Origin of the sequence: Vibrio sp. RW (assembly GCF_027587105.1) — a bacterium.
GTDB lineage: Bacteria > Pseudomonadota > Gammaproteobacteria > Enterobacterales > Vibrionaceae > Vibrio > Vibrio toranzoniae.
In genome coordinates, this window is record NZ_JAPPTM010000043.1 from 1 (window position 1) to 22,194 (window position 22,194).

At 44.7% G+C, this 22,194-nt stretch carries 19 protein-coding genes; 13 read left to right on the top strand and 6 right to left on the bottom strand.

The genetic code is table 11. From position 1 onward, the window contains the following. Positions 1 to 178: 178 nt before the first annotated feature. Positions 179 to 724, bottom strand: coding sequence for an oligoribonuclease (orn, locus tag OCT63_RS20355; RefSeq protein ID WP_010434065.1), 546 nt, complete (start codon positions 722 to 724; stop codon positions 179 to 181). A gap of 152 nt (positions 725 to 876) precedes the next feature. Between orn and rsgA the strand changes: the two genes are divergently transcribed. The 5 genes from rsgA (at position 877) to OCT63_RS20380 (ending at position 7,876) form a co-directional block, all read left to right on the top strand. Further along, complete coding sequence (gene rsgA / locus OCT63_RS20360; RefSeq protein ID WP_137032668.1) at positions 877 to 1,932, top strand: small ribosomal subunit biogenesis GTPase RsgA; 1,056 nt, start codon at positions 877 to 879, stop codon at positions 1,930 to 1,932. 176 nt (positions 1,933 to 2,108) lie between these two features. Beyond that, positions 2,109 to 3,020: an archaetidylserine decarboxylase gene (gene asd, locus OCT63_RS20365; protein ID WP_161672509.1), complete on the top strand. Its 912-nt coding sequence runs from the start codon at positions 2,109 to 2,111 to the stop codon at positions 3,018 to 3,020. Positions 3,021 to 3,284: 264 nt separating this feature from the next. Beyond that, the gene (locus OCT63_RS20370; RefSeq protein ID WP_269984478.1) at positions 3,285 to 4,700 is read left to right on the top strand and encodes an SLC13 family permease; all 1,416 of its coding nucleotides are present in this window, start codon (positions 3,285 to 3,287) and stop codon (positions 4,698 to 4,700) included. A gap of 259 nt (positions 4,701 to 4,959) precedes the next feature. Further along, positions 4,960 to 6,840 carry a methyl-accepting chemotaxis protein gene (locus OCT63_RS20375; protein WP_269984479.1) on the top strand — a complete coding sequence of 627 codons (1,881 nt, stop codon included), beginning with the start codon at positions 4,960 to 4,962 and terminating at the stop codon, positions 6,838 to 6,840. A gap of 148 nt (positions 6,841 to 6,988) precedes the next feature. After that, a complete protein-coding gene (locus tag OCT63_RS20380) occupies positions 6,989 to 7,876 on the top strand; it encodes a DMT family transporter (RefSeq protein ID WP_046223497.1) in 888 nt (295 codons plus the stop codon). 97 nt (positions 7,877 to 7,973) lie between these two features. Here the strand turns inward: OCT63_RS20380 and epmA are convergent, their stop codons facing one another. Next, positions 7,974 to 8,945 (bottom strand): elongation factor P--(R)-beta-lysine ligase, encoded by a 972-nt coding sequence (gene epmA / locus OCT63_RS20385; RefSeq protein WP_269984480.1) that lies wholly within the window; start codon positions 8,943 to 8,945, stop codon positions 7,974 to 7,976. A 483-nt stretch (positions 8,946 to 9,428) separates the two neighbouring features. On the opposite strand from epmA, the gene frdA reads away from it, so the two are divergent. The 4 genes from frdA to frdD are packed head-to-tail and all read left to right on the top strand — an operon-like array spanning position 9,429 to position 12,815. Beyond that, positions 9,429 to 11,267: a fumarate reductase (quinol) flavoprotein subunit gene (frdA, locus tag OCT63_RS20390; RefSeq protein WP_269984481.1), complete on the top strand. Its 1,839-nt coding sequence runs from the start codon at positions 9,429 to 9,431 to the stop codon at positions 11,265 to 11,267. Beyond that, positions 11,267 to 12,031, top strand: a complete 765-nt coding sequence (locus tag OCT63_RS20395) for a succinate dehydrogenase/fumarate reductase iron-sulfur subunit (protein WP_060467022.1) — start codon at positions 11,267 to 11,269, stop codon at positions 12,029 to 12,031. The genes frdA and OCT63_RS20395 overlap by 1 nt, the downstream gene beginning before the upstream one ends. A gap of 1 nt (position 12,032) precedes the next feature. After that, entirely contained in the window at positions 12,033 to 12,416 is a 384-nt protein-coding gene (frdC, locus tag OCT63_RS20400; RefSeq protein WP_008219063.1) for a fumarate reductase subunit FrdC, read from the top strand. A gap of 12 nt (positions 12,417 to 12,428) precedes the next feature. After that, complete coding sequence (gene frdD, locus OCT63_RS20405) at positions 12,429 to 12,815, top strand: fumarate reductase subunit FrdD (protein WP_052880182.1); 387 nt, start codon at positions 12,429 to 12,431, stop codon at positions 12,813 to 12,815. A 296-nt stretch (positions 12,816 to 13,111) separates the two neighbouring features. Here the strand turns inward: frdD and efp are convergent, their stop codons facing one another. Next, positions 13,112 to 13,678 carry an elongation factor P gene (gene efp / locus OCT63_RS20410; RefSeq protein WP_269984482.1) on the bottom strand — a complete coding sequence of 189 codons (567 nt, stop codon included), beginning with the start codon at positions 13,676 to 13,678 and terminating at the stop codon, positions 13,112 to 13,114. Positions 13,679 to 13,711: 33 nt separating this feature from the next. Here efp and epmB point away from each other — a divergent pair, with 33 nt between their 5' ends. Further along, positions 13,712 to 14,734: an EF-P beta-lysylation protein EpmB gene (epmB, locus tag OCT63_RS20415; protein WP_269984483.1), complete on the top strand. Its 1,023-nt coding sequence runs from the start codon at positions 13,712 to 13,714 to the stop codon at positions 14,732 to 14,734. 156 nt (positions 14,735 to 14,890) lie between these two features. Then, positions 14,891 to 15,427: an MgtC/SapB family protein gene (locus OCT63_RS20420; RefSeq protein ID WP_060467018.1), complete on the top strand. Its 537-nt coding sequence runs from the start codon at positions 14,891 to 14,893 to the stop codon at positions 15,425 to 15,427. 103 nt (positions 15,428 to 15,530) lie between these two features. Here OCT63_RS20420 and OCT63_RS20425 read toward each other — a convergent pair whose 3' ends face one another. Beyond that, positions 15,531 to 16,088, bottom strand: a complete 558-nt coding sequence (locus OCT63_RS20425) for a VC2662 family protein (protein WP_161688142.1) — start codon at positions 16,086 to 16,088, stop codon at positions 15,531 to 15,533. 864 nt (positions 16,089 to 16,952) lie between these two features. Here OCT63_RS20425 and rnk point away from each other — a divergent pair. After that, positions 16,953 to 17,363 (top strand): nucleoside diphosphate kinase regulator, encoded by a 411-nt coding sequence (gene rnk / locus OCT63_RS20430; RefSeq protein WP_161679448.1) that lies wholly within the window; start codon positions 16,953 to 16,955, stop codon positions 17,361 to 17,363. A 316-nt stretch (positions 17,364 to 17,679) separates the two neighbouring features. Beyond that, complete coding sequence (locus OCT63_RS20435; RefSeq protein WP_161688144.1) at positions 17,680 to 18,603, top strand: DMT family transporter; 924 nt, start codon at positions 17,680 to 17,682, stop codon at positions 18,601 to 18,603. Between the two features lie 272 nt (positions 18,604 to 18,875). On the opposite strand, the gene OCT63_RS20440 is transcribed toward OCT63_RS20435, so the two are convergent. Both OCT63_RS20440 and OCT63_RS20445 read right to left on the bottom strand, forming a co-directional pair. Next, on the bottom strand, positions 18,876 to 20,441 hold the full coding sequence (locus OCT63_RS20440) for a sensor domain-containing diguanylate cyclase (RefSeq protein ID WP_161688146.1): 1,566 nt from the start codon (positions 20,439 to 20,441) through the stop codon (positions 18,876 to 18,878). 242 nt (positions 20,442 to 20,683) lie between these two features. After that, positions 20,684 to 21,700 carry a diguanylate cyclase domain-containing protein gene (locus OCT63_RS20445; RefSeq protein ID WP_060467010.1) on the bottom strand — a complete coding sequence of 339 codons (1,017 nt, stop codon included), beginning with the start codon at positions 21,698 to 21,700 and terminating at the stop codon, positions 20,684 to 20,686. Between the last annotated feature and the right edge of the window lie 494 nt (positions 21,701 to 22,194).

The following is a 22,194-nucleotide window of genomic DNA, read 5'->3' on the forward strand; positions in this document are numbered from 1 at the left end:
ATCTGAAACGTCTTTCGTCGTTCAGGGCTGCGAATTATAAGAGCATTTTTTTGTGATGCAAGTCCTTAATGCAAAATTACGCAAGTTTTTACTCAACTGCTGTAAAAGCACACAGATTTTCAAAAAAATGAGCTCTTAGGTCCCTGAAAAGTTAGATAAACGTGATCGTTTAATCGGATTAGATATTAATAATCGTTTTTCGATAGTACTGCAACTCAGCGATCGACTCACGAATATCATCTAATGCCAGGTGACTTCCCGACTTAGAAAACCCATCTAACACTTCAGGCTTCCAACGACGAGTAAGTTCTTTCAAGGTACTGACATCAACATAGCGGTAGTGGAAGTACTCTTCCAATTCAGGCATGTGCTTGTATAGGAAACGGCGATCTTGGCCAATGCTGTTGCCACAAATCGGTGACTTACCTTTTGGTACCCACTTCTCAAGAAATTCAATCGTTTGTTGGATTGCATCTTGTTCTGAAACCGTACTTTCTTGAATTCGCTTCACTAGGCCGCTGCCAGTATGAGTCGTTGTGCACCACTCATCCATCTTGTCCAATTCACTCTGAGGCTGGTGAATAGCCAAAACAGGTCCTTCAGCCAGGATGTTAAGCTCACTATCAGTAACGATAGTCGCAATTTCAATGATTTTATGAGTTTCAGGATCAAGTCCTGTCATCTCTAGATCAACCCAAATAAGGTTCTGATCGCTAAAGGACATAAGGCGTCGCCTATTTGTTTATGTGTAAAAGAGGTACTATACCCAAATAACTATACTCAAACTAGCTTTAGAGCCATCGAAATCATGTGGCACCAGTAACTCTCGGTTTGAGTCCCCCCAATCATCAAGTTAGATGTGTTAAGTGAAAAATTGTGGCTAAAAAAAAGAAATTAACCAAAGGTCAAGTACGCCGTGTACGTAGCAACCAGAACAAGCGACTCAAGAAAGAAGATTCTATCCAATGGGATGAGAACATGCTTGGCGGAACAAAGAGTGGATTAGTTATTACACGCTTTGGTCAGCATGCTGATATCGAAGATCTTGAAACTAACGAAGTTCATCGTTGTAACTTACGCCGTAGTATCGAGACTTTAGTTTCTGGTGACCGAGTAATCTGGCGCGCTGGCTTAGAATCCATGGCGGGTATTTCAGGGGTGGTTGAAGCCGTTGAACCAAGAACCTCAATGCTGACCCGCCCTGATTACTACGATGGCCTAAAACCGGTTGCCGCTAACGTTGACCAAATGGTTATTGTTTCAGCCGTGCTACCGGAGCTTTCACTTAATATCATTGACCGCTATTTGATTGCTTCAGAAACGGTAAACATTGCCCCGCTTGTGGTTCTCAACAAGGTCGACTTACTCACTGAACAGCAAATTACGGAATACCGTGAAACACTGACAATATATGAGAAAATTGGCTATAAGGTGATGTTTGTAAGTAAAGAGTCTGGCTACGGTATCAAAGAATTGGAAGCCGAACTCAAAGATCGCATCAACATCTTTGTTGGTCAATCTGGCGTGGGTAAATCCAGCTTAGTGAATGCGCTAATGCCAACGCTAGACATTGAAGAAGGTGAAGTTTCGGAGAACTCAGGACTAGGGCAACACACCACCACTGCAGCGCGTTTATATCACTTCCCTTCTGGCGGCGACCTAATCGACTCTCCAGGCGTGCGTGAATTCGGTCTATGGCACTTAGAACCGGATGAGATCACTGACGCTTTCATTGAATTCAAGCCATACTTAGGCGGTTGTAAGTTCCGTGACTGCAAACACAATGACGATCCTGGATGTCTTCTGCGTGAAGCCGTTGAAGACGGCAGAATTAGTCGCTTACGTTTCGCTAGTTACCATCGCATTATTGAAACAATGGCTGACAACAAAGATAACCGTCAGTACTCGCGAAGTAAGAAAGCGGATCTCTAACCGCACTCTGGTGAACAAGCATGTGCTTTTACTGACGATGACAGTGATTACTGACAATGGCCGCGATTTTAAGTAACATCTCGCGCCCTAAACCGTCATAACCTCGTTTGCACTAAAAGCGACTAGCATCAAAAGCGATTAGCATTAAAAACAAACAGCATTGGAAAATTAATACAATGGATAAGATTAAAGTTGGATTGCAGTACTGGATTCCACAACATGGACTGACTCGACTAGTCGGTAAATTAGCGTCGGCTAAAGCGGGCGGCTTAACGACAGCGGTTATCAACTGGTTCATCAAACAATACAAAGTGAACATGGATGAAGCGCTGCATAGCGATCCAAAACACTTTAAAACATTCAATGAATTCTTCGTACGTGAATTAAAAGAAGACATGCGCCCTATTGCCGAAGGTGACTCTGTTATTGTTCACCCTGCCGACGCTTGCGTCAGCCAATTTGGCCCCATTACTGACGGTCAACTGATTCAAGCGAAAGGCCACAACTACTCAGCGCGCGAGCTATTGGGTGGCGATGCTGACCTAGCGGATGAGTTTAAAGACGGTGAATTCGCAACACTGTACTTATCACCAAGTGATTACCACCGTGTGCACATGCCATGCGATGGTACATTGCGCCAGATGATCTACGTTCCGGGTGATCTTTTCTCAGTGAACCCATTAACAGCAGAGAATGTTCCTAATCTATTCGCACGTAACGAGCGTGTGGTTTGTATCTTTGATACCGAGTTTGGCCCAATGGCACAAGTGCTTGTTGGTGCGACCATTGTCGGTAGTATCGAGCAAGTATGGGCTGGCACCATCACGCCACCTCGCGGTAACTCTGTCTACAAATGGGATTACCCAGCACAAGGTGACACATCCGTCATCTTGAAGAAAGGCGAAGAGATGGGTCGCTTTAAGCTTGGTTCAACGGTCATCAACCTATTTGCTAAAGACGCCATCAAGTTTGACGACACGATGCAAAATGGCGAGAAAACCGTTCTGGGCACACCTTTCGCGCACATTGCGGGTCAGGAAGTAGAGGCTGAAACGGCTGATTCAACTGAGAACACAGACCAAGCCTAACCTTCTGAATTGACATGTAAATTAAATACAAGTTAACGGCTCAATCTTTTAAAGGTGCGTTATTTCTAGTCAATAACGCACCTTTTTCATTGCTGTCGATACTGCTCGTAACACATCTAGAACTCCCCCGTAAAAGTTTGACCAAAAACAAAACAGTCGTTGAAATCTTAAACAACTTTTCGTTTTTACAACCCACCTCCAAGTACAAAAAAAACAGATAACTTATTCTATTTGAAGATATTTTATTAATAGGGTCTTTGTGTCATGCCTAAGCTCAATGTTGGCGTCCTGGTCAAGCTGTTGATTTGTTTTGCGATTCCCTTAGGCGTGTTACTCATGCCGATCGATTCAATCCCAATCGATGACCTCACTCTCATTCAGCATCGCTTGCTGGCGATATTTCTGTTAGCGGCACTGCTTTGGGTTCTAGAGCCGGTGCCAGTATTTGCCACTTCGATTTTGATCATTGCACTAGAATTAGTGATGATATCCGACAAAGGCCTACACTTATTTAGAAACCCACCATCAGGGCATGATCTCGGTGATTTAATCAAATATACCGACATATTCGGTGCTTTTTCATCACCTATCATTATTCTCTTTATGGGTGGTTTTGCGCTTGCAATCTCTGCCTCAAAATACGAATTAGATAACAACCTAGCTCGGGTTTTACTCAAGCCCTTTGGTACAGAACCGCGCTTCATTATGCTCGGCTTAATGCTCATTACTGCTGTGTTTTCTATGTTTATGTCGAATACCGCGACCACCGTAATGATGCTCGCTTTGCTCGGCCCTATCGTTGCTTCTGCACCAAAGGGAGACATGGGCATTAAGGCGCTCGTTCTGTGTATCCCAATCGCCGCTAACACGGGGGGGATTGCCACACCAATCGGCACCCCACCTAACGCCATCGCCCTCCAGTACCTAACAGGTGAAAACAGTATCGACTTCCTCAGTTGGATGATAATGGGCTTACCCTTTGTCATTATCCAACTCACCATCGCTTGGTTTCTTCTGCAAAAATTCTTCCCCTCCAAGGAAAGAAACATGGTACTCAAGCTCAATGGGCAGTTTCAAAAGAGTTGGCGAGCCATCGTAGTTTACATCACCTTTGCTGCGACAATTGTGCTGTGGATGACCACCAAGCTGCATGGCATGAACACCTACGTCGTGTCTATTATTCCATTGGCCGTATTTACACTCACTGGCATCATGGGCAAAGATGAACTCAAGCTGATTAACTGGGATGTGTTGTGGTTGGTCGCCGGTGGTATCGCTATCGGTATCGGGCTTGATAAAACTGGCTTAGCAGCAGCATTGGCGCACGCGATTGATTATGAATCCTTATCGCCTACCGCAGTGGTGCTCACTCTATCGATTGTGTGTTGGTTAATGGCCAACTTCATGTCAAACACGGCCACAGCTAACTTGCTGATGCCGATCGCCGCAGCCATAGGCGCCTCAATGGAAAGCTTAGTTGCGATTGGTGGTTTGCAAGGCTTGCTGGTTGTGGTCGCTTTCTCGGCATCACTAGGCATGATTTTGCCTGTGTCCACACCACCAAATTCATTGGCCTACTCCACTGGGCTTATCGAAAGTAAAGACATGGCGAAGATGGGGGTCATCTTAGGGGTCATCGGCTTGCTGCTCGTCTACCTCGCACTATTTATTATCACCTAGCGCGTGAACTTCTTGTCACCGCCCTCCAGATAGCCATCGTCATTTCGCATCTGGAGGGCTTATCAAATTCTAATCGATAGATAATTGTGATTTCACTTCACTGTTTATTAAAAAAATCATAACTATTTTTAAATTTTTGATTTTAAACACATTTATAACACTTCATATAACGACACTATACACGTACCAGTAACACATCATTGCAATATCAAGTACGTCACTTTAATTCGCGTTTTGTCTAAAAAGGGAGGAATAGACCTTGAGACATACTATTAAATTTAAAATTCAGATCGCAATCGCGGTTATTATCGCCGTCGTAAGTGGCGCTCAAGCTTGGATATCAGTGAATCAGCTTAATCAAGAGACTGAAGTTGCGATCAACCAAGAAATGAAAAATGTGAGTGTCGGGACAACCAATTACATTGCCGATTGGCTCTCCATCCGCAGTGATATGATGCTGGCCAATGAAGCTACTGTTTCCAACAGTAATAATTCTGACCGCGAGTTGTTAATCACCAAACAAGCCGGACAGTTCCTGTCTGTTTATGCGGGATTCAGCGACGGCACTATTGCTTATGGCGACAAAGGGGAAGATTGGCCAGCAGGCTACGATCCACGCACTCGCCCTTGGTATCAAGATGCCAACGCAACATCCGATCTCATCATTACCGAACCCTATCAAGATTTCGATGGCAGCATTGTCATTAGCTTTGCGAAAGCATTCAATGGGGAAAGACAAGGTGTTCTCGCGGCAGATTTAACCGTAACCAGCATCATTGATACGGTGCTTAATGTAAAACTCGAGAACGATGGCTTCGCCTTTTTAGTCGATGGCAACAACAACATCGTTGCCTACAGTGATGAAGCGCTCAGCCAAAAACCCTTGACGAGTTTGAACCCAGAGTTAACGGCAAACCGAGTTTCGCAACTGATTAAAAACCAAATGATCACCACGCTTACTTGGCCGGGCCAAGGGGATAAAATGGTCTACATTGCCAACGTTCCAAATACCAACTGGTCACTCGGCATTGTTATCGATAAAGCAATGGCCTTTTCTGCGGTATCCGATGCCATTCAATTTATCACGCTGACTTCTTTCATTCTGTACATCGTCATTTCAATTGCGAGCACCATCGTCATCAACCGCTTACTCTATCCATTGCAAACATTGTCTGAAGCGCTGACCCAACTCGCTCAAGGCAGAGGCGATCTCACTCAGCGAATTGATATCAAACGCATGGACGAAATTGGCAAACTTGCCGAGCTCGTCAACCAGTTCTTAAGCCAAATGCAAAGCATGCTTAAGGGCGTGATAGAACACAGCCACGATCTCAACAATCATTCAGAAAAAGCCAATCAACTGGCTACCCAATCTTCAATTCGCGTTGAGAATCAACAAAATGACATCACCCAGATTGCGACCGCGATTCATGAAATGTCGGCCACCGCCGCAGAAGTGGCCAGCCATGCTGAACTAACCGCATCCGCTTCTCAAGCGTCAGCTACCGCTTGTAATGAAGGCCAAGAGGTTATTCAACAAAACCGTGATGCGATAACCGGCTTGGCGACACAAGTTGAAGACGCCGCCAATGTGATTCGAGAATTAGAGAGCAACGCTCAGAGCATCAACCAGATCCTATCAACCATTCAAGGCATTGCCGAGCAAACCAACCTGTTGGCATTGAATGCCGCCATTGAAGCCGCTCGTGCGGGTGAACAAGGCCGTGGATTTGCCGTGGTCGCCGATGAAGTTCGCGTGCTAAGTCAAAGAACGCATGGATCAACAGAAGAGATCCGCGAGATGATTGATACGCTACAGAAGAATACCGAACATGCCGTTGACAGCATGACCACCAGCACTCAATTGGCGGAAAATAGTGTTGGCTTCGCAGAACAAGCCCATGGCAGCCTCACTAAAATCACCCAAGCGATTACTGAAATCAACGACATGGCGCTGCAAATTGCCAGTGCCGCAGAAGAACAGCGCGCCGTAAGCGAAGACATCAGCCGCAATACACAAGGGATCAAAGATGCCTCTGACGATCTTGCACAGCAAGCAGAAAGCAGTCGCAATAGCTCAAACGAAATGAGCCGTGCTGCACAGTCGATGCGCCAAGATGTGGAGCGCTTTAAAGTGTAAAGCGTAATTGATCACATCAAGCTAAGCCGAGCCAAGCTAAGCCGAACTGTAAACGTTCTGGTTCTTTTGTTAAGAATCACTTTGTTCTCCGTTCGGTTTGATGCATATTGATGAGCTAATTTATCCCAGACACAAGGATGTTAATGACATGGGATTTGAATGGTTAGCTCTAGCGGCCGCTTTTCTTTGGGCGATCGCGAGCTTAATGTCAGTAAAACCGGCTCAACATTTAGGCTCTTTCGCCTATAGCCGCTGGCGCATGGGTTGCACTGCGGTCATCTTATCAAGCATGGCTTGGTTTACCGGTGGCTGGGCAAGTGTCGAGGCCGACCTCGTGACACCCATGATGCTTTCTGGCCTCATTGGTATCTTCATTGGCGATACCGCCCTATTTGCCTGTTTAAACCGAATGGGGCCACGCCAAGCGGGTTTGCTGTTCTCGTGCCACGCCGTATTCTCCGCCATTCTTGGTTACTTCCTGTTTAGTGAAAGCATGACTTCGATGGAGCTGATTGGCTCAGCGTTGGTGTTTAGTGGTGTGTTAACGGCAATCTTCTTTGGTCGACGAGGTCAATCTCAAAACCAACTCGAAACCATCAAGGGCACAGTGTGGGTTGGTGTCGCTCTAGGCATTACCGCCGCGATTTGCCAAGCGCTGGGTGGCATCATTGCAAAACCTATCATGCAAACCGAGATTGACCCAGTTGCTGCTTCAGCGATTCGAATGATCACCGCCTTTATTGCTCACTCACTATTTCGCTTAACCGGAGCCAAGCATTCGCGAGCACTGAATCCGATGAATGGACAGATATTCGCCATCACCGCGGTTAATGGATTTTTAGCGATGGCGCTGGGAATGACACTGATCTTGTATGCACTGCAGGAAGGCAATGTTGGCATGGTCGCTCTACTGTCATCAACCACACCCATCATGTTGTTACCGATACTGTGGCTTTACAGCAAGCGGAGGCCGAATGCTTATGCTTGGATCGGTGCCATTGTTGCCGTACTTGGTACTGGTATTCTGGTCAGCTAGTGGGCACTGGAATTCTAGTTAGCTAGTGAAGCGGATTCGAAGCTGAGAGCTAATGGTTAATAGCTAATGACGATTAACTCTCAGTAAAAACAGAAAGCTAAGAACGCGGGAACGGGAAAGCGGTCACATCATCGATATGGTCATAACCCAAAGCCAGCATGATCAGCCTGTCGATACCTAACGCCACACCCGCACAATCGGGTAAGCCTGCTGTTAATGCCTCAATCAAGTGATGATCAATCGGTTGAGGCGCTAAACCCATCTCGAGACGTTTGGCATTGTCATCTTCAAAACGTTGCAGTTGCTCTTGTGGTTTGTCTAACTCATGGAAGCCATTGGCCAACTCGATACCTTTGAAATACACCTCAAAGCGATCCGCCACTCGTGAATCATCAGGATTAATCTTGGCTAATGCCGCTTGTGAAGCTGGGAAGTCATACACAAACGCAGGCACTGTTTGACCAATCTCTTTTTCAACACCCACGCTGAACAGCAATTGCAGTAAGGTATCGCGATCTCCTTCAGGTTCAGCAATATCACTAAGCCCCAGTTTCGCTGCGGCTTGCTTTAAAGTCGCCATCGAATCTTCCAGTGGACACACACCGAGCACATCAATAAAAGCTTGTTGATAAGTCATTCGCTCTGCGACACCTGATTTTAGAACCTGTTGCAATAGCAAATCCATCTCGTCCATCAAGTTATGATGATCAAACCCCACTCGATACCACTCCAGCATCGTAAATTCAGGGTTGTGGTAACGGCCGTTCTCTTCATTACGAAAAGACTTACAAATTTGGTAAATACAGCCACTGCCCGCCGCTAACAGTCGTTTCATATGAAACTCTGGGCTTGTCATAAAGAACAGGGGTTGTCCTTGCGCATAACCTGGCCCTACAAACTCTGTTTTAAAAGTATGTAAATGCACATCCGTCACCGTGGCGTGGCTCATCGCAGGCGTATCCACCTCCATCACGTCTCGCTCTGCAAAAAATTGGCGGATTTGATGAAGGATATCAGCACGTTGCTTTAACTGCTTAATGGTGGCGGCCGGTTGCCATGTGGAGTGCATTATCGAGTTCCATATTACTGAATGATAGGCGACGAAAATTACCACTTTTCGCCGCTTTTGTAAGCTTCTATCTTTGCCTTATCAAACCAGCACCTTGTTTTGATGAAGCAAGAAAATTACGTACTACAACACATTTATCGATGTTGACACAGTGAGAATATTGATAACGAAAACCATACTCAACAAGCTGTTAACGCACGCCTTGTAAGAGGAACGCTATCAATAGTTCATTGCCGTGATTGCAGTCACATAACCTATAAATTCTATGCTTCCATATGCATTACCGACCTAAAAACCCAAATACATCAACTTTTCAAAGACCATCCTCTCTTACACTGAACCTACCACTTAAGGCTTAGGGGTGATGATCGGTTGATGCCGTTTACGTGCTTTCAATTAGTAAGAGCTACCAATCAGTCAGTACGATCAATAAGCTTTTTATAATAACAAGCGGAATACTCCGCATCACACTGGAGAATAACTGTGAAGACAATTACCACAGATATCGCAGTCATCGGCGCAGGCGGCGCTGGTCTTCGTACAGCAATTGCAGCGGCTGAAGCTAATCCTGAACTGGAAGTAGCACTGATTTCTAAAGTTTACCCAATGCGTTCGCACACGGTAGCGGCAGAAGGCGGTTCAGCAGCAGTAATTAAGGACGAAGATAGCCTAGATAACCACTTCAACGATACGGTTGGCGGTGGCGACTGGCTATGTGAACAGGATGTTGTTGAATACTTTGTTGAAAACTCGACTCGCGAAATGATCCAAATGGAGCAGTGGGGCTGCCCATGGAGTCGTAAAGAAAACGGGGAAGTAAACGTACGCCGATTCGGCGGTATGAAGGTAGAGAGAACGTGGTTCGCAGCGGATAAAACCGGCTTCCACATGCTTCATACTCTGTTCCAGACTTCGATGAAGTACGACAACATCAAACGATTTGATGAGTACTTTGTGGTGGACCTTCTCGTAGAAAACAAGAGCGACTCTGAAGAAGGCGAAGTTCAAGGCCTTATCGCGATTCATATGTCTGAAGGTGAGCTTGTTACCATCAAAGCAAAATCCGTTGTGTTAGCAACCGGTGGCGCAGGTCGTGTTTACCACTGTAACACCAACGGCGGCATCGTAACGGGCGACGGTATGGCTATGGCTTATCGCCACGGTGTACCACTGCGTGACATGGAATTCGTTCAATACCACCCAACAGGCCTTCCAGGCACTGGCATCTTGATGACCGAAGGTTGTCGTGGTGAAGGCGGTATCATCGTCAACAAGAACGGCTACCGTTACCTGCAAGATTACGGCATGGGCCCTGAAACCCCAGTGGGCGAGCCGAAGAACAAATACATGGAACTGGGTCCTCGCGACAAAGTTTCTCAAGCATTCTGGCACGAGCAGCAGAAAGGCAACACCATCAAGCACCCGCTTGGTGATGTCGTACACCTTGATCTTCGCCACCTGGGTGAAGAGTACCTGCAAGAGCGTCTACCGTTCATCTGTGAGCTAGCAAAAGCCTACGTCAACGTTGACCCGGCAAAAGAGCCAATCCCAATTCGCCCGACGGTTCACTACACCATGGGGGGTATTGAAACCAACGGCACGTGTGAAACTCGCATTAAAGGCCTATTCGCTGTGGGTGAATGTGCGTCAGTTGGCCTGCACGGTGCAAACCGCCTAGGTTCTAACTCTCTGGCTGAGTTCGTGGTATTTGGCCGCGTTGCCGGTGAACACGCCGTGAAACGCGCTGCGGAATTCAAAGGTTGGAATGAAGAGTCTATCGCTAAGCAAGTGAAAGCGGTTGAAGATCGCATCGCTGGTATCTTGAACCAAGAAGGCGATGAGAACTGGGCTGATATCCGTACTGAAATGGGTCACACCATGGAAGCGGGTTGTGGTATCTACCGTCAAGAAGACTTGATGCAAGAAACCATCGACAAGCTCACTGAACTGAAAGCGCGCTACAAGAAGATCAGCATTAAAGACAAAGGCAAAGTGTTCAACACTGACCTACTTTACGCTATCGAAGTGGGTTACGGCCTTGAAGTGGCAGAAGCGATGGTTCACTCCGCGATTCTTCGTAAAGAGTCTCGTGGTGCACACCAACGTTTGGATGACAACTGCACAGAGCGTGACGACGTGAACTTCCTCAAACACACGCTTTCTTTCTACCAAGAAGACTCAGCACCAACCATCGACTACAGCGATGTGAAGATTACGAAGTCTCAACCGAAAGCGCGTTTGTACGGTGAAGCCGCAGAGAAAGCAGCAGCAGCAGAAAAAGCCGCTGAGGCAAACGACAAGCGTGAAGAGGAGCAAGCATAATGTCAGCGAACCGTATCCAAAAAGTAAACATCCTGCGCTACGATCCAGAGAAAGATGCAGAACCTCATATGCAGACTTTCGAAGTGCCTTTTGATGACACTATGTCAGTACTTGATGCGATTGGTTATATCAAAGACTACCAAGATAAAGACCTCTCTTACCGCTGGTCTTGTCGTATGGCGATCTGTGGCTCTTGCGGCATCATGGTTGATGGTGTGCCAAAACTCGCGTGTAAGAGCTTCTTACGTGACTATCCTAATGGCCTAACGATCGAACCACTTGCGAACTTCCCTATCGAGAAAGATTTGATTGTCGACATGACGCCGTTCATCGAGCGCCTTGAAGCGATCAAACCTTATATCATTGGTAACGATCGTAAGCCTGAAGACGGCACTAACATTCAGACTCCAGAGCAAATGGCGAAATACAAACAGTTCGCTGGTTGTATCAACTGTGGTCTTTGTTATGCAGCGTGTCCTCAGTTTGGTCTAAACCCTGAGTTCATCGGCCCTGCAGCATTGACTCTTGCTCACCGTTACAACCTCGATAGCCGTGACAACGGCAAAGCTGAACGTATGCCGCTTATCAATGGTGAAAACGGCGCTTGGGGCTGTACGTTCGTCGGTTACTGTTCTGAAGTGTGTCCGAAGAAAGTAGACCCAGCAGCGGCCGTGAACCAAGGTAAAGTTGAGTCTTCAATGGACTTCGTTATTTCGATGTTCAAACCAGACGGGTCACAAGTTAAAACAGCAGAGGAGGCATAATATGAGCAATCGTAAGCCTTATGTTCGTGAGATGAAGAGAACGTGGTGGAGCAACCATCCGTTCTACCGCTTCTACATGCTGCGTGAAGCAACTGTACTGCCTTTGATTCTGTTCACTGTGTTCCTAACTTTTGGTTTAGGTGCGCTAGTGAAAGGCCCTGAAGCGTGGGCGGGTTGGTTGAGCTTTATGGCGAACCCTATCATTGTCGGTATTAATATCGTGGCACTGCTAGGTAGCTTAATGCACGCTCAAACCTTCTTTAGCATGATGCCTCAAGTAATGCCAATCCGCCTGAAAGGTAAATTGGTTGATAAGAGAATCATCGTACTGACTCAGTGGGCAGCGGTGGCTTTTATTTCTTTAATCGTTCTTGTTGTGGTGTAAGGAGCTTTCGTTATGAACACAAATTACAAAGTAAAACCTGTTAACCACAATCCTCAACGCTCTGATGAGCCAATCTGGTGGGGCCTATTTGGCGCTGGCGGTACTTGGTTCGCGATGATCACACCCATCACGATTCTAGTGTTGGGTATCTTAGTGCCAATGGGCATCATCGATGCGGACGCAATGAGCTACGAGCGTGTGTCTGAATTCGCCACCAGCATTATCGGTGCGCTATTCATCATCGGTACGCTAGCACTGCCAATGTGGCACGCAATGCACCGCCTTCACCACGGCATGCACGACCTGAAATTCCACGTCGGTGTTGCAGGAAAAGTGGGCTGTTACTTCTTTGCAGGCCTAATCAGCGCACTGTCTGTAATTTTCATCTTTATGATCTAACAGTTAAGAGCAGATACGAGATTCGGGTAAACGAGTATCAAAGAGCTTAAAAGCGAAAGACTAGAAGCAGAACAGGATTATCTTGTTCTGCTTTTTTTTGTTTGTCTAATAACACATCTAGCTCACTCGCTCTTGCTCTTCCTTCTTTTCGTTTCTCGCATCCCGCATACTCTAATCTGCCCTCCCGCTCTTCGTATCCCGCATCTCGTTTACGCGCATCTTCCTCTTCCGCTCTTCCCCGATCTCCAGATACAAAAAAGGCCGCCTAGGCGACCTTTTTCAAATACTTGAAGTAATTACTTCACACGACCAACGTATTCGCCAGTACGAGTATCGACTCTTACCACTTCACCGATAGCGATGAATAACGGTACGCGAACGACCGCGCCAGTGGCTAGAGTTGCTGGCTTACCGCCAGTACCTTGTGTGTCGCCTTTAAGGCCAGGATCGGTTTCAGTGACTGCGATCTCAACAAAGTTTGGTGGAGTTACTGTGATAGGGTTATCATTCCACAACGTTAGAGTACAAACGTCATTTTCAACTAACCATTTAGAAGTCTCGCCTACTGCTTTCGCATCTGCAGCGATTTGCTCGAATGTTTCGTTGTTCATGAAGTGGTAGAATTCGCCGTCGCTGTATAGGTAGCCTAGTTCAACGTCGATAACGTCGGCTAGTTCTACGGTATCGCCTGACTTAAATGTTTTCTCTAACACTTTGCCTGACAGCAGTTTACGAAGTTTTACACGGTTAAACGCTTGGCCTTTACCCGGCTTAACGTATTCATTGTCGATAATTGAGCAAGGCTCGTTATCCATCATGAATTTTAAACCGCCTTTGAATTCATTGGTGCTTACTGACGCCATGATTTCCTCTTACACATCTTTGAGTTGATTTCAATGCCGCATATCATAACCCGAAAAGTCGAATCTGTTGAGCAAAACTGGCTCAAACAGCTATCGAATGCGATCTCTGACCCGACAAAACTGCTCGAAGTATTAGAAATAGACCCTGCACCGTGGCAAAAAGGATTCGCGGCGCGTGAGCTATTTTCGCTTCGAGTGCCCATAAGCTTTGTTGAGCGAATGGAAAAAGGCAACCCACATGATCCTTTGCTGCGACAGGTTTTACCGCTCAGCGAAGAGTTTGAGGTTCATCCCGGCTACTCCGCCGATCCATTGGAAGAACAAGACAACGCCATACCCGGGCTACTGCACAAATACAAAAACCGCGCATTGATGATTGTAAAAGGTGGCTGTGCGATTAACTGCCGCTACTGTTTTCGCCGTCACTTCCCTTACCAAGATAACAAGGGGTCAAAGTCAGCGTGGCAGACCAGCCTCGACTATGTTACTGAGCACCCAGAGATCAATGAGGTGATCTTATCGGGTGGTGACCCACTGATGGCAAAAGACAGCGAACTCGAATGGCTAGTGCAAGCCATTGAGACCATTCCACATGTCAAAACGTTGCGTATCCACAGTCGCTTACCTGTGGTGATTCCTGCTCGAATAACTGATGAGTTGTGTCAGTTACTCAAGCAAACGCCTCTCAATGTCGTCATGGTTAGCCATATTAACCATGCCAATGAGATCAATGCCGAGCTCAAGCAAGCCTTTCATAAACTAAAACAAACGGGTGCGACTCTACTTAATCAAGGGGTTATGTTAAAAGGGGTCAACAACAGTGCTGACTCATTGAAAGCATTAAGCGAAAAGCTATTCGATGCCGGTGTATTGCCTTACTACATGCATGTGCTTGATAAAGTACAGGGCGCAGCGCATTTCCATATCTCGGATGAAGAAGCAAAGCATCACTTTAAAGGCTTAATCTCTGAAGTTTCTGGTTACCTAGTGCCCAAGTTAACTCGCGAGATCGGCGGTCGCAGCAGTAAAACCCCACTCGACCTACACATTGAATAGAGCCTTCGTACCTATTCAAATCGTCTCGATCATTAAACAGAAGTGCCTATAGAGTTAAGCAGAAATACCTATCGTTAAGACAAAAAGTTTTTGTTCGATCGTCCGGCTTATTATTAGCATACTCCGCCCCTATTCTTAATTTTTAGGAGGGGTGATATGCCACAATTTTTAGAACAAACTCTCAACCTTGCCCCCTTTAGCTGGGCAGGCCTCACAGCATGTATGCTCTGTGGATCGTTAATCGGAATCGAAAGACAAACACGCGGTAAACCCGTCGGAATAAGAACCTCTATTTTAATTATTAGTGGTACTTATTTCTTTCTCACTATGGCGATTAGCCTATCCCCTAACACCCTAGATCAGGCTCGTGTTCTTGGTCAGATAATTACAGGGGTTGGCTTTCTTGGGGCTGGTGTGATGATGACGCTCGACGGCAAAATACATGGGGTTACTTCAGCCGCGATTATCTGGGTATTAGCGGCATTGGGGATGATGATCGCACTTGGCCACCTTTCGCAATCGGTCATTATCACGATATTGGCATTGATGGTTCTGCTGGGGGTCGACAAAGTGGAAAACAGCTTTCAAAGCCTGCGTCGTGGTGTCCACCAAAAATGGAAGAGAAAAGCCCGTATCAAGCGACAAGCCGCCAACGCCTTTCGACTCAATGAACCAGAAGGTAGCGAAGACTAAACCTTGGTGACATGAGCTATAAACCGTTATTAAAACAACGCCTAAACCATAGGTTTAGGCGTTAGTTATTCGTTAGATTTTTCAATAACAAAAGAAAAATCAATTATTTAGCGAAGTTAATAATTGGGAAACATGGGAAGAAACCGTTGTCAGCACAGTTGATCAAACCAACTTGTACGCCTTCAATCTTGTTTGTTTTATTGAAAATACCCACCTGAACGGTTGATACTTCAGATAAGTTCGCGGCACCCACATCAACCAAAGTATTACCTTCAGAGTAGTTGACGAAACTTACGTTGGCACCTTTAACATCGTTAGTAATGTTCACGGCACCTAGGTTTACACCGGTTGTGTTACCCGTATTCCAGTTGAAGAAACCAAGTGAAGCACCTGTCATCTCTTGGTTCACTTTTGATGCGCCAAAAATACCCAGGTTTACACCGGTTGTGGTTTGCGTTTCAGACATACCAACAACGGCAAGATCAAGGCCTTTTAGATCGCTCACTTGACCATGCAGCAGCGCAACACGTACACCGCCAACCGCATCGGCGTCTGGTGCGTTAAAACCGTTAATCGTTGAGAACATAACAGGCGAAGAAGCAAACGCTGTTGGCGCCATTACCGCTGCAGAAACAGCAAGTACCGAAAGTAGTTTTTTCATTGGGGAGTCTCCACTGACTTATTATTGCTTAGATTTATTGTTGCTTAGATTTATTATTGCCTAGATTGGTTATTAACCTGATTTATACATTCTAAATCAAGCGTCTATTGTCCTTTATTATACAGTCACCCATGTTAAAATAATGTCATGACTATACTGTTGAATATAGCTTTAAACTCATAAAGCGCAATGAAGCCCCCTATCCCCGGACAACCATATAACCGGAAGGTTCTGGTTAACCAGGTCATCATTTTTTGCCACTGTGGAGGTTTAATACCCTATAAATTGAGAATCCGATGAGAACCAAACACCATGTTTTTGATTGATATCTCTTATTCTCAATAATTGATTATCTGACCCATGAAGTATCGCACTTCGAGCTTGATTTCAGGGGTATCTAGAGTAGAGTCATCTCCATGGGGAAAGTGTTGACCAAAAAGCTTATCGTATCGGCACCTCAACTTCGGGCCGAATGGTCAGTGAGCATTCTCACTTAATACAAAACAGTACAAACACCGATAAGCTCACCACCAAATACGTTTCAGATAGAGAGTTGTGTCTAAAAACACGACCAACTTTAGGCTACCTTGCGAAAGTGTTTGTTTCACAACACACCGACTCAATCTATCGTTACTCAAACATTGGATTAACACTCACTTACTAGACCACAACACTGATGGATTAAAGCAACAACACTGTCATCAAAAGCACGGTCATCAAAAACACTGTCATCCAAGTTGTGGTTTTATCTGTCTAACCTCCTATTTACTTTAATGTTGATTGAGTAATAAGGCGTTGGATCAAATACTTAGTTTAATGCTTAGCGCTGTCTAACACGTCAGCGCTATTATTTATGAGGAAAATATGAATACGAAACCGGATATCACACTCTCATCCTTAGATGTCGATAGGATCTATGACCTGATTGAGTCTTTACCACGCAACAGCCCGTCTACAGAGCAACTCGAACAAGAGTTGGAGCGTGGGACCATTCTTGAGCCCGATCAACTGCCTGACAACATAGTCACGATGAATTCAACAGTGACATTTTCAATCGATGCGACAAAGAAAGAGTTTTCTTTGACTTTGGTTTACCCAAAAGACGTTGACAGTAGCGGCACAAAAATCTCAATTTTAGCGCCGATTGGAAGCGCTTTGATTGGCCTATCCACCGGCCATTCCATTCAATGGACAAAGCCGGATGGGTCTCAAGTTGATGTCACCATCCTAGATATTACGTATCAACCAGAAAGGACTGGCGAATACCGCCTGTAGCGAAAGAAAATGCTCAAATGGATCCACTTGAGCATTTTAAGAACACGAGAACGTCTTGTCGCTCACGACCCCGGCCGATACAAAGCTAAAAGCTCAGTTATCTCAGTCCTCTCAGTTATCCTACTTGCAAGCTGAGGTAGAGAGCTCTCTGTAAGGTTTTCGACACCTTATTAGGGTCTAATTACTCAACGTCGAATACGGATAATATAACGTTGATCAGCCCTCAATCATCTTTGGCGACGGTATTTAGAAAAAATAAGAGGATAAAAAACCTAATCAGCTGTTCTTACAATATACAATTATCAAGGAAATATTAATGAACGACTCAAGGCTTAATGTCGATGTCACGGCAAGTTTATCCATGTTTATGATCTGTTTTATTTGGGGAGTCCAGCAAGCGGCCATCAAGTCAATTGCCGACCAAATCGCCCCTGTATTACAAATTGGAGGTCGCTCTTTTCTCGCCGCACTAATGGTGTGGGTAATAATGACTCTCAAAAACAACTCACTGAAACAATCTAAAGACTATCTAATATCAGGCATCGTCGTAGGCACACTTTTTGCGTTGGAGTTTTTGTTTGTTGCAGAAGGCTTGAGATATACCACCGCCTCTCATATGACCGTCTTCTTATATACCGCACCTATTTTTGCTGCTATTGGCCTGCAATTATTCAACAAACACGAAACACTGGCCGGAATGCAGTGGGTCGGAATCTGCATCGCTTTTTGTGGAATTGCCGTCGCGTTTTTCTCGCGAGATGAAGCGAGCACCAACCTACAGGATATGTTAATAGGTGACATTATGGCCCTGATCGCAGGCTTACTTTGGGGCGCGACAACCGTAGTGGTTCGATGTACTCGGTTAGGACTAGCTTCGGCAGAGCATACATTATTCTTTCAGCTTGGAGGAGCCGGTGTATTACTGCTCAGTTATGCGACCATTACAGACCAACTTCATTTTTCACTCACTTACAACGCATCAATCAACCTAATATTCCAGGTTATATTTGTGAGCTTTGCCAGCTACTTAGCATGGTTTAGCCTTATTCGAAAATACAAAGCATCACAGTTAGGCGTTTTATCGTTCATGACACCAGTGATTGGCGTACTAGCGAGTATTATTATTCTGGATGAACAAGCGCACAGCGGCTTTATCTGGGGTTCGCTTCTGATCCTAGTCGGGGTGTTACTTGTCAGTATTTGGCCATGGCTCCATCTCAAAATCCGTAACCATCATTAACTTTTTTCTAACCAACAAAGCGCTTTCGCACATAACTCGCGGAAAGGTTTCTATTATCATATGGATAATGTATTCAACCGGTGTCGTTACGCAGTTAACTTAGGCAGCTAATTAAGGTGATATCATCACCTCATAAATGAGCAAGGTCATTGATATTTAATCAATATTCTTGAAGTAGTATTACTTCAGCGAGCATCCCCATTAAGCTCATATGTTTGCTTTGCGTACCATTCAGACTATTTAACTTCTTTCTTACCTCTCAAGTTCAGGAGCTATTTGTCAGCATAGAAAATCTCAGAGCGGTTTCTGCCATTGTTTTTTGCACGATATAAGGCCGTATCCGCTTCTTTTAACGTCGAGCGAATGGATTGTTGCTCGTTGTCCCAAAAAGCAACACCAATAGAAACCGTAACGCTTCCTATACCCGCAAAGTCGTATAACCCCACCTTTCTACGTAACCGCTCTGCAGATTTAAAAGCATCTTGAACATCGGAATTGAGTAAAAAAATAATAAACTCTTCTCCACCAGTTCGAAACAACAAATCTTGTTCTCGAGATTGCTCTTTCATCAATTGCGCAAAACGTCTTAATAAATCATCACCAGCATCATGGCCAAAGTTATCATTAACTGATTTAAAAAAGTCGATGTCCAATGCGAGAATAGAAAATGGGATAGCTTGAGATTGTAATCTCTCAATCGCTTTATCTAAACCTCTTCTGTTTAATAAACCGGTCATCGAATCCGTTAAACTTGCGGTATGAAGCGTGTCAATCGTCTCAAACGCGACCCCAAAGGCTTTGATAAAGCTACTCTTAAGTTGTGATGCTTCAAAATACCAAGAGTGGATTTGCTTTACGTTGTTCACCGTACTTGAATGGCTACCCGCCTCTTTTACGGCCATGGCTAATTGTTTTAACGGTTTGGATATAAAGCTAGAAAAAAACCAAATAAACATTAATGTCAGCCCCCCAACAGGAAGCGTTGTGATGAACACTTCTTTCATTTGTTGATTCACTGTCAGTAGCGTACTTTGTTTCGATCTCTGAGCAACCACGCCCCAACCAGCCTGAGAGACAGGAGCAAATCCTGCCAACATTTGAATACCCAAAGAATTCACAATATCGAGACTGCCACTTTCTCCCTTTGCCACAGTATTGATTGCGCGATTGCTTGTGATGACTTGACCGATCCTTGATTTATTTGGGTGATAAATCAATGTGCCATGTCGGTCCACAACGTAAAGGTACGAGCCATCGGCATAACTATGCTCATTCAACAACTTTCCTAGTATATTCGCCGTTTCTAGATAAATGCTCCCACTGATATACCCGAGATATGTCCCTTGACTCGAAAAAATAGGGTATGACAGACTAATAAGATAATTACCAGCAGGAGATACAAAAGGATCCGTCACCATAGGTGCTTTAGCTTCTAATGATTGAAGTGCGCTTTCACTCTTCAACTTGATCCCTTGCACTTTAATGGTTTCAGGAGAAACTGCCGTTATCACACCATCAGAGTTGACAACGACAACAGAGTTAAACATATTTGTTTGATTTTTGAGTCGTTTCGTTTCCTCTGCCAACGCCTCCTTATCATTGGTGAGGTCAGATAAGGCTTTTGCACTGTATTCAAGTTGTGTCATCGCGGAATCAAGAAAAACATCCGTCATTTCTGCCATCTTCTTAGCATAAACTCGATTCGACTCAAGCGTCGTATTAATGATGATATCTCGCTGCACTTGATAAAGTGAGTAAAACGCATTCAACAAAGTAACCATTGCGGAAAATACACACAAGACTAGAATTAACTTTCTTAAATTAACCTTTTCTAACATTGTTTTTATCCATTTCTTGCCACTATATTTTTAGCCACATTAACATTTAAAGTTAATATTCTCAGTCAATTCCTCGCAGAAGTAGAAATATAGATACTAAGCTACACTTACCACCAATAAGCATGCAAGCTCATATGTATGTTTTTTATCATCTCAGAAAAGGAAAATATAAAACCTGTACACACCTATCACAACAAGACATCATGTTCAAAAACGGTGCTCAGAATGCAGTGTCCTTTTCATCAAAGGTGCAGGATTTTCACTCCATTTTTACCGTTCTTCTTAATTTGATACATAGCCAAATCAGATTGCTGGTAAACGTCATCAAAGTGATGATCACCTTGGTTAAAGAAACACACACCGATACTCATTCCAATGGCGACACCCGTCAGCATTTGATTGCTTTCAGGTACCGCCTTTTGCAACAACTCTTCACAAAAGTGAGTGACTTGGTCTGGTTCCATATCGGGAAACAAAACGACAAACTCATCTCCGCCAATTCGTCCGATTTGCGCCGGTTCAGAGGATGATTTAGCTAAATCAGAAGTTAGAGAAGCGACGTCAGAGGCTAGCGTACCTAAGCGCTGAGCAATAAAACTCAACAGCTGGTCGCCCGCCTGATGGCCTAAAGTATCATTGACCGCTTTAAAGTTGTCGATATCAATAAAGATCATCGCCGCTTTGACTAATGTATCCGCGCTTTTCATCTCACGAAAACGTTGTTCGATGGCTTGTCTATTAAATAAACCCGTCAACCTATCGGTAGAGGCCAAAGTCGCTAACTGTTGTTCAAAACGTTTTTCTTTGGTGATATCGATGTGCGTACCCATAATTCTAAGCGGAACTCCATTGGTATCAAATTCGACAACACGACCTCTATCATACACATAGCTATCACTGCCATCTTTATGGGTCATCCGGTAAACGACCTCATACAAATCACAGTTCCCCGACAGGTGCTCTTCAAAAGCTTTCATGGCCTGGTGATAATCATCAGGGTGTAAGTTATTTTTCCAAGTATCAAACGTTGCAGTCAGCTCGTGCGGTTGGTAACCGAGCATTTTTCCCCACTCCATATTAAAGATAGTGAGTTGTCCTGAAGGGACATGGTGCTCCCACAAACACAAGCCATTACTGTCGAGTGCGGCATTCAACTTTTCTTGCAGGCGAGCATTATGTCGTTTGAGATCAGCATTCTCTTTTTCGAGTTCTGCAATTTTTTTTTCAAATTCGGCAATGATGTTCAAATCGGCTTGCATGATCTTGACAAAATTTGTGGAAGTGGTGTCTTAATATAAAGAAAAAAATCGCGGGGTTCTATGCCTTAGTAACACATTTAATTTTAATGTCTTTTTCTTTCTTGGTCAGAGAACCACGGTTAATGAGTGATTGGTTGTATTGCTTCCAGTTGGTTATTTTATAACGAGGTTTAGACATAGGGCTACGAGAGGGAATGGACGTAACGGCTCAGATCGTAGGTTCTGAATTTAGTTCCAATGAATTACGCAACAAAGCCATTCATCGTTGATCACGAGATCACCACCTCCAGACGAAAATATTGTAAAGGAGATATTTCTGTTTTTTTGTTTTAATAAAATGTTTTACATGCGCTTTAACTCTATTTTTAATTTATAAAAAATTCTCAATTGAATAAAAAAATGCTTCTGGTATATTCATTTTAAAATAAAAAACAAAGGTGTTAAAAATGTTATTCATCTTACAGGATTTAGTCCGAAAGTATCACTTTCGGACG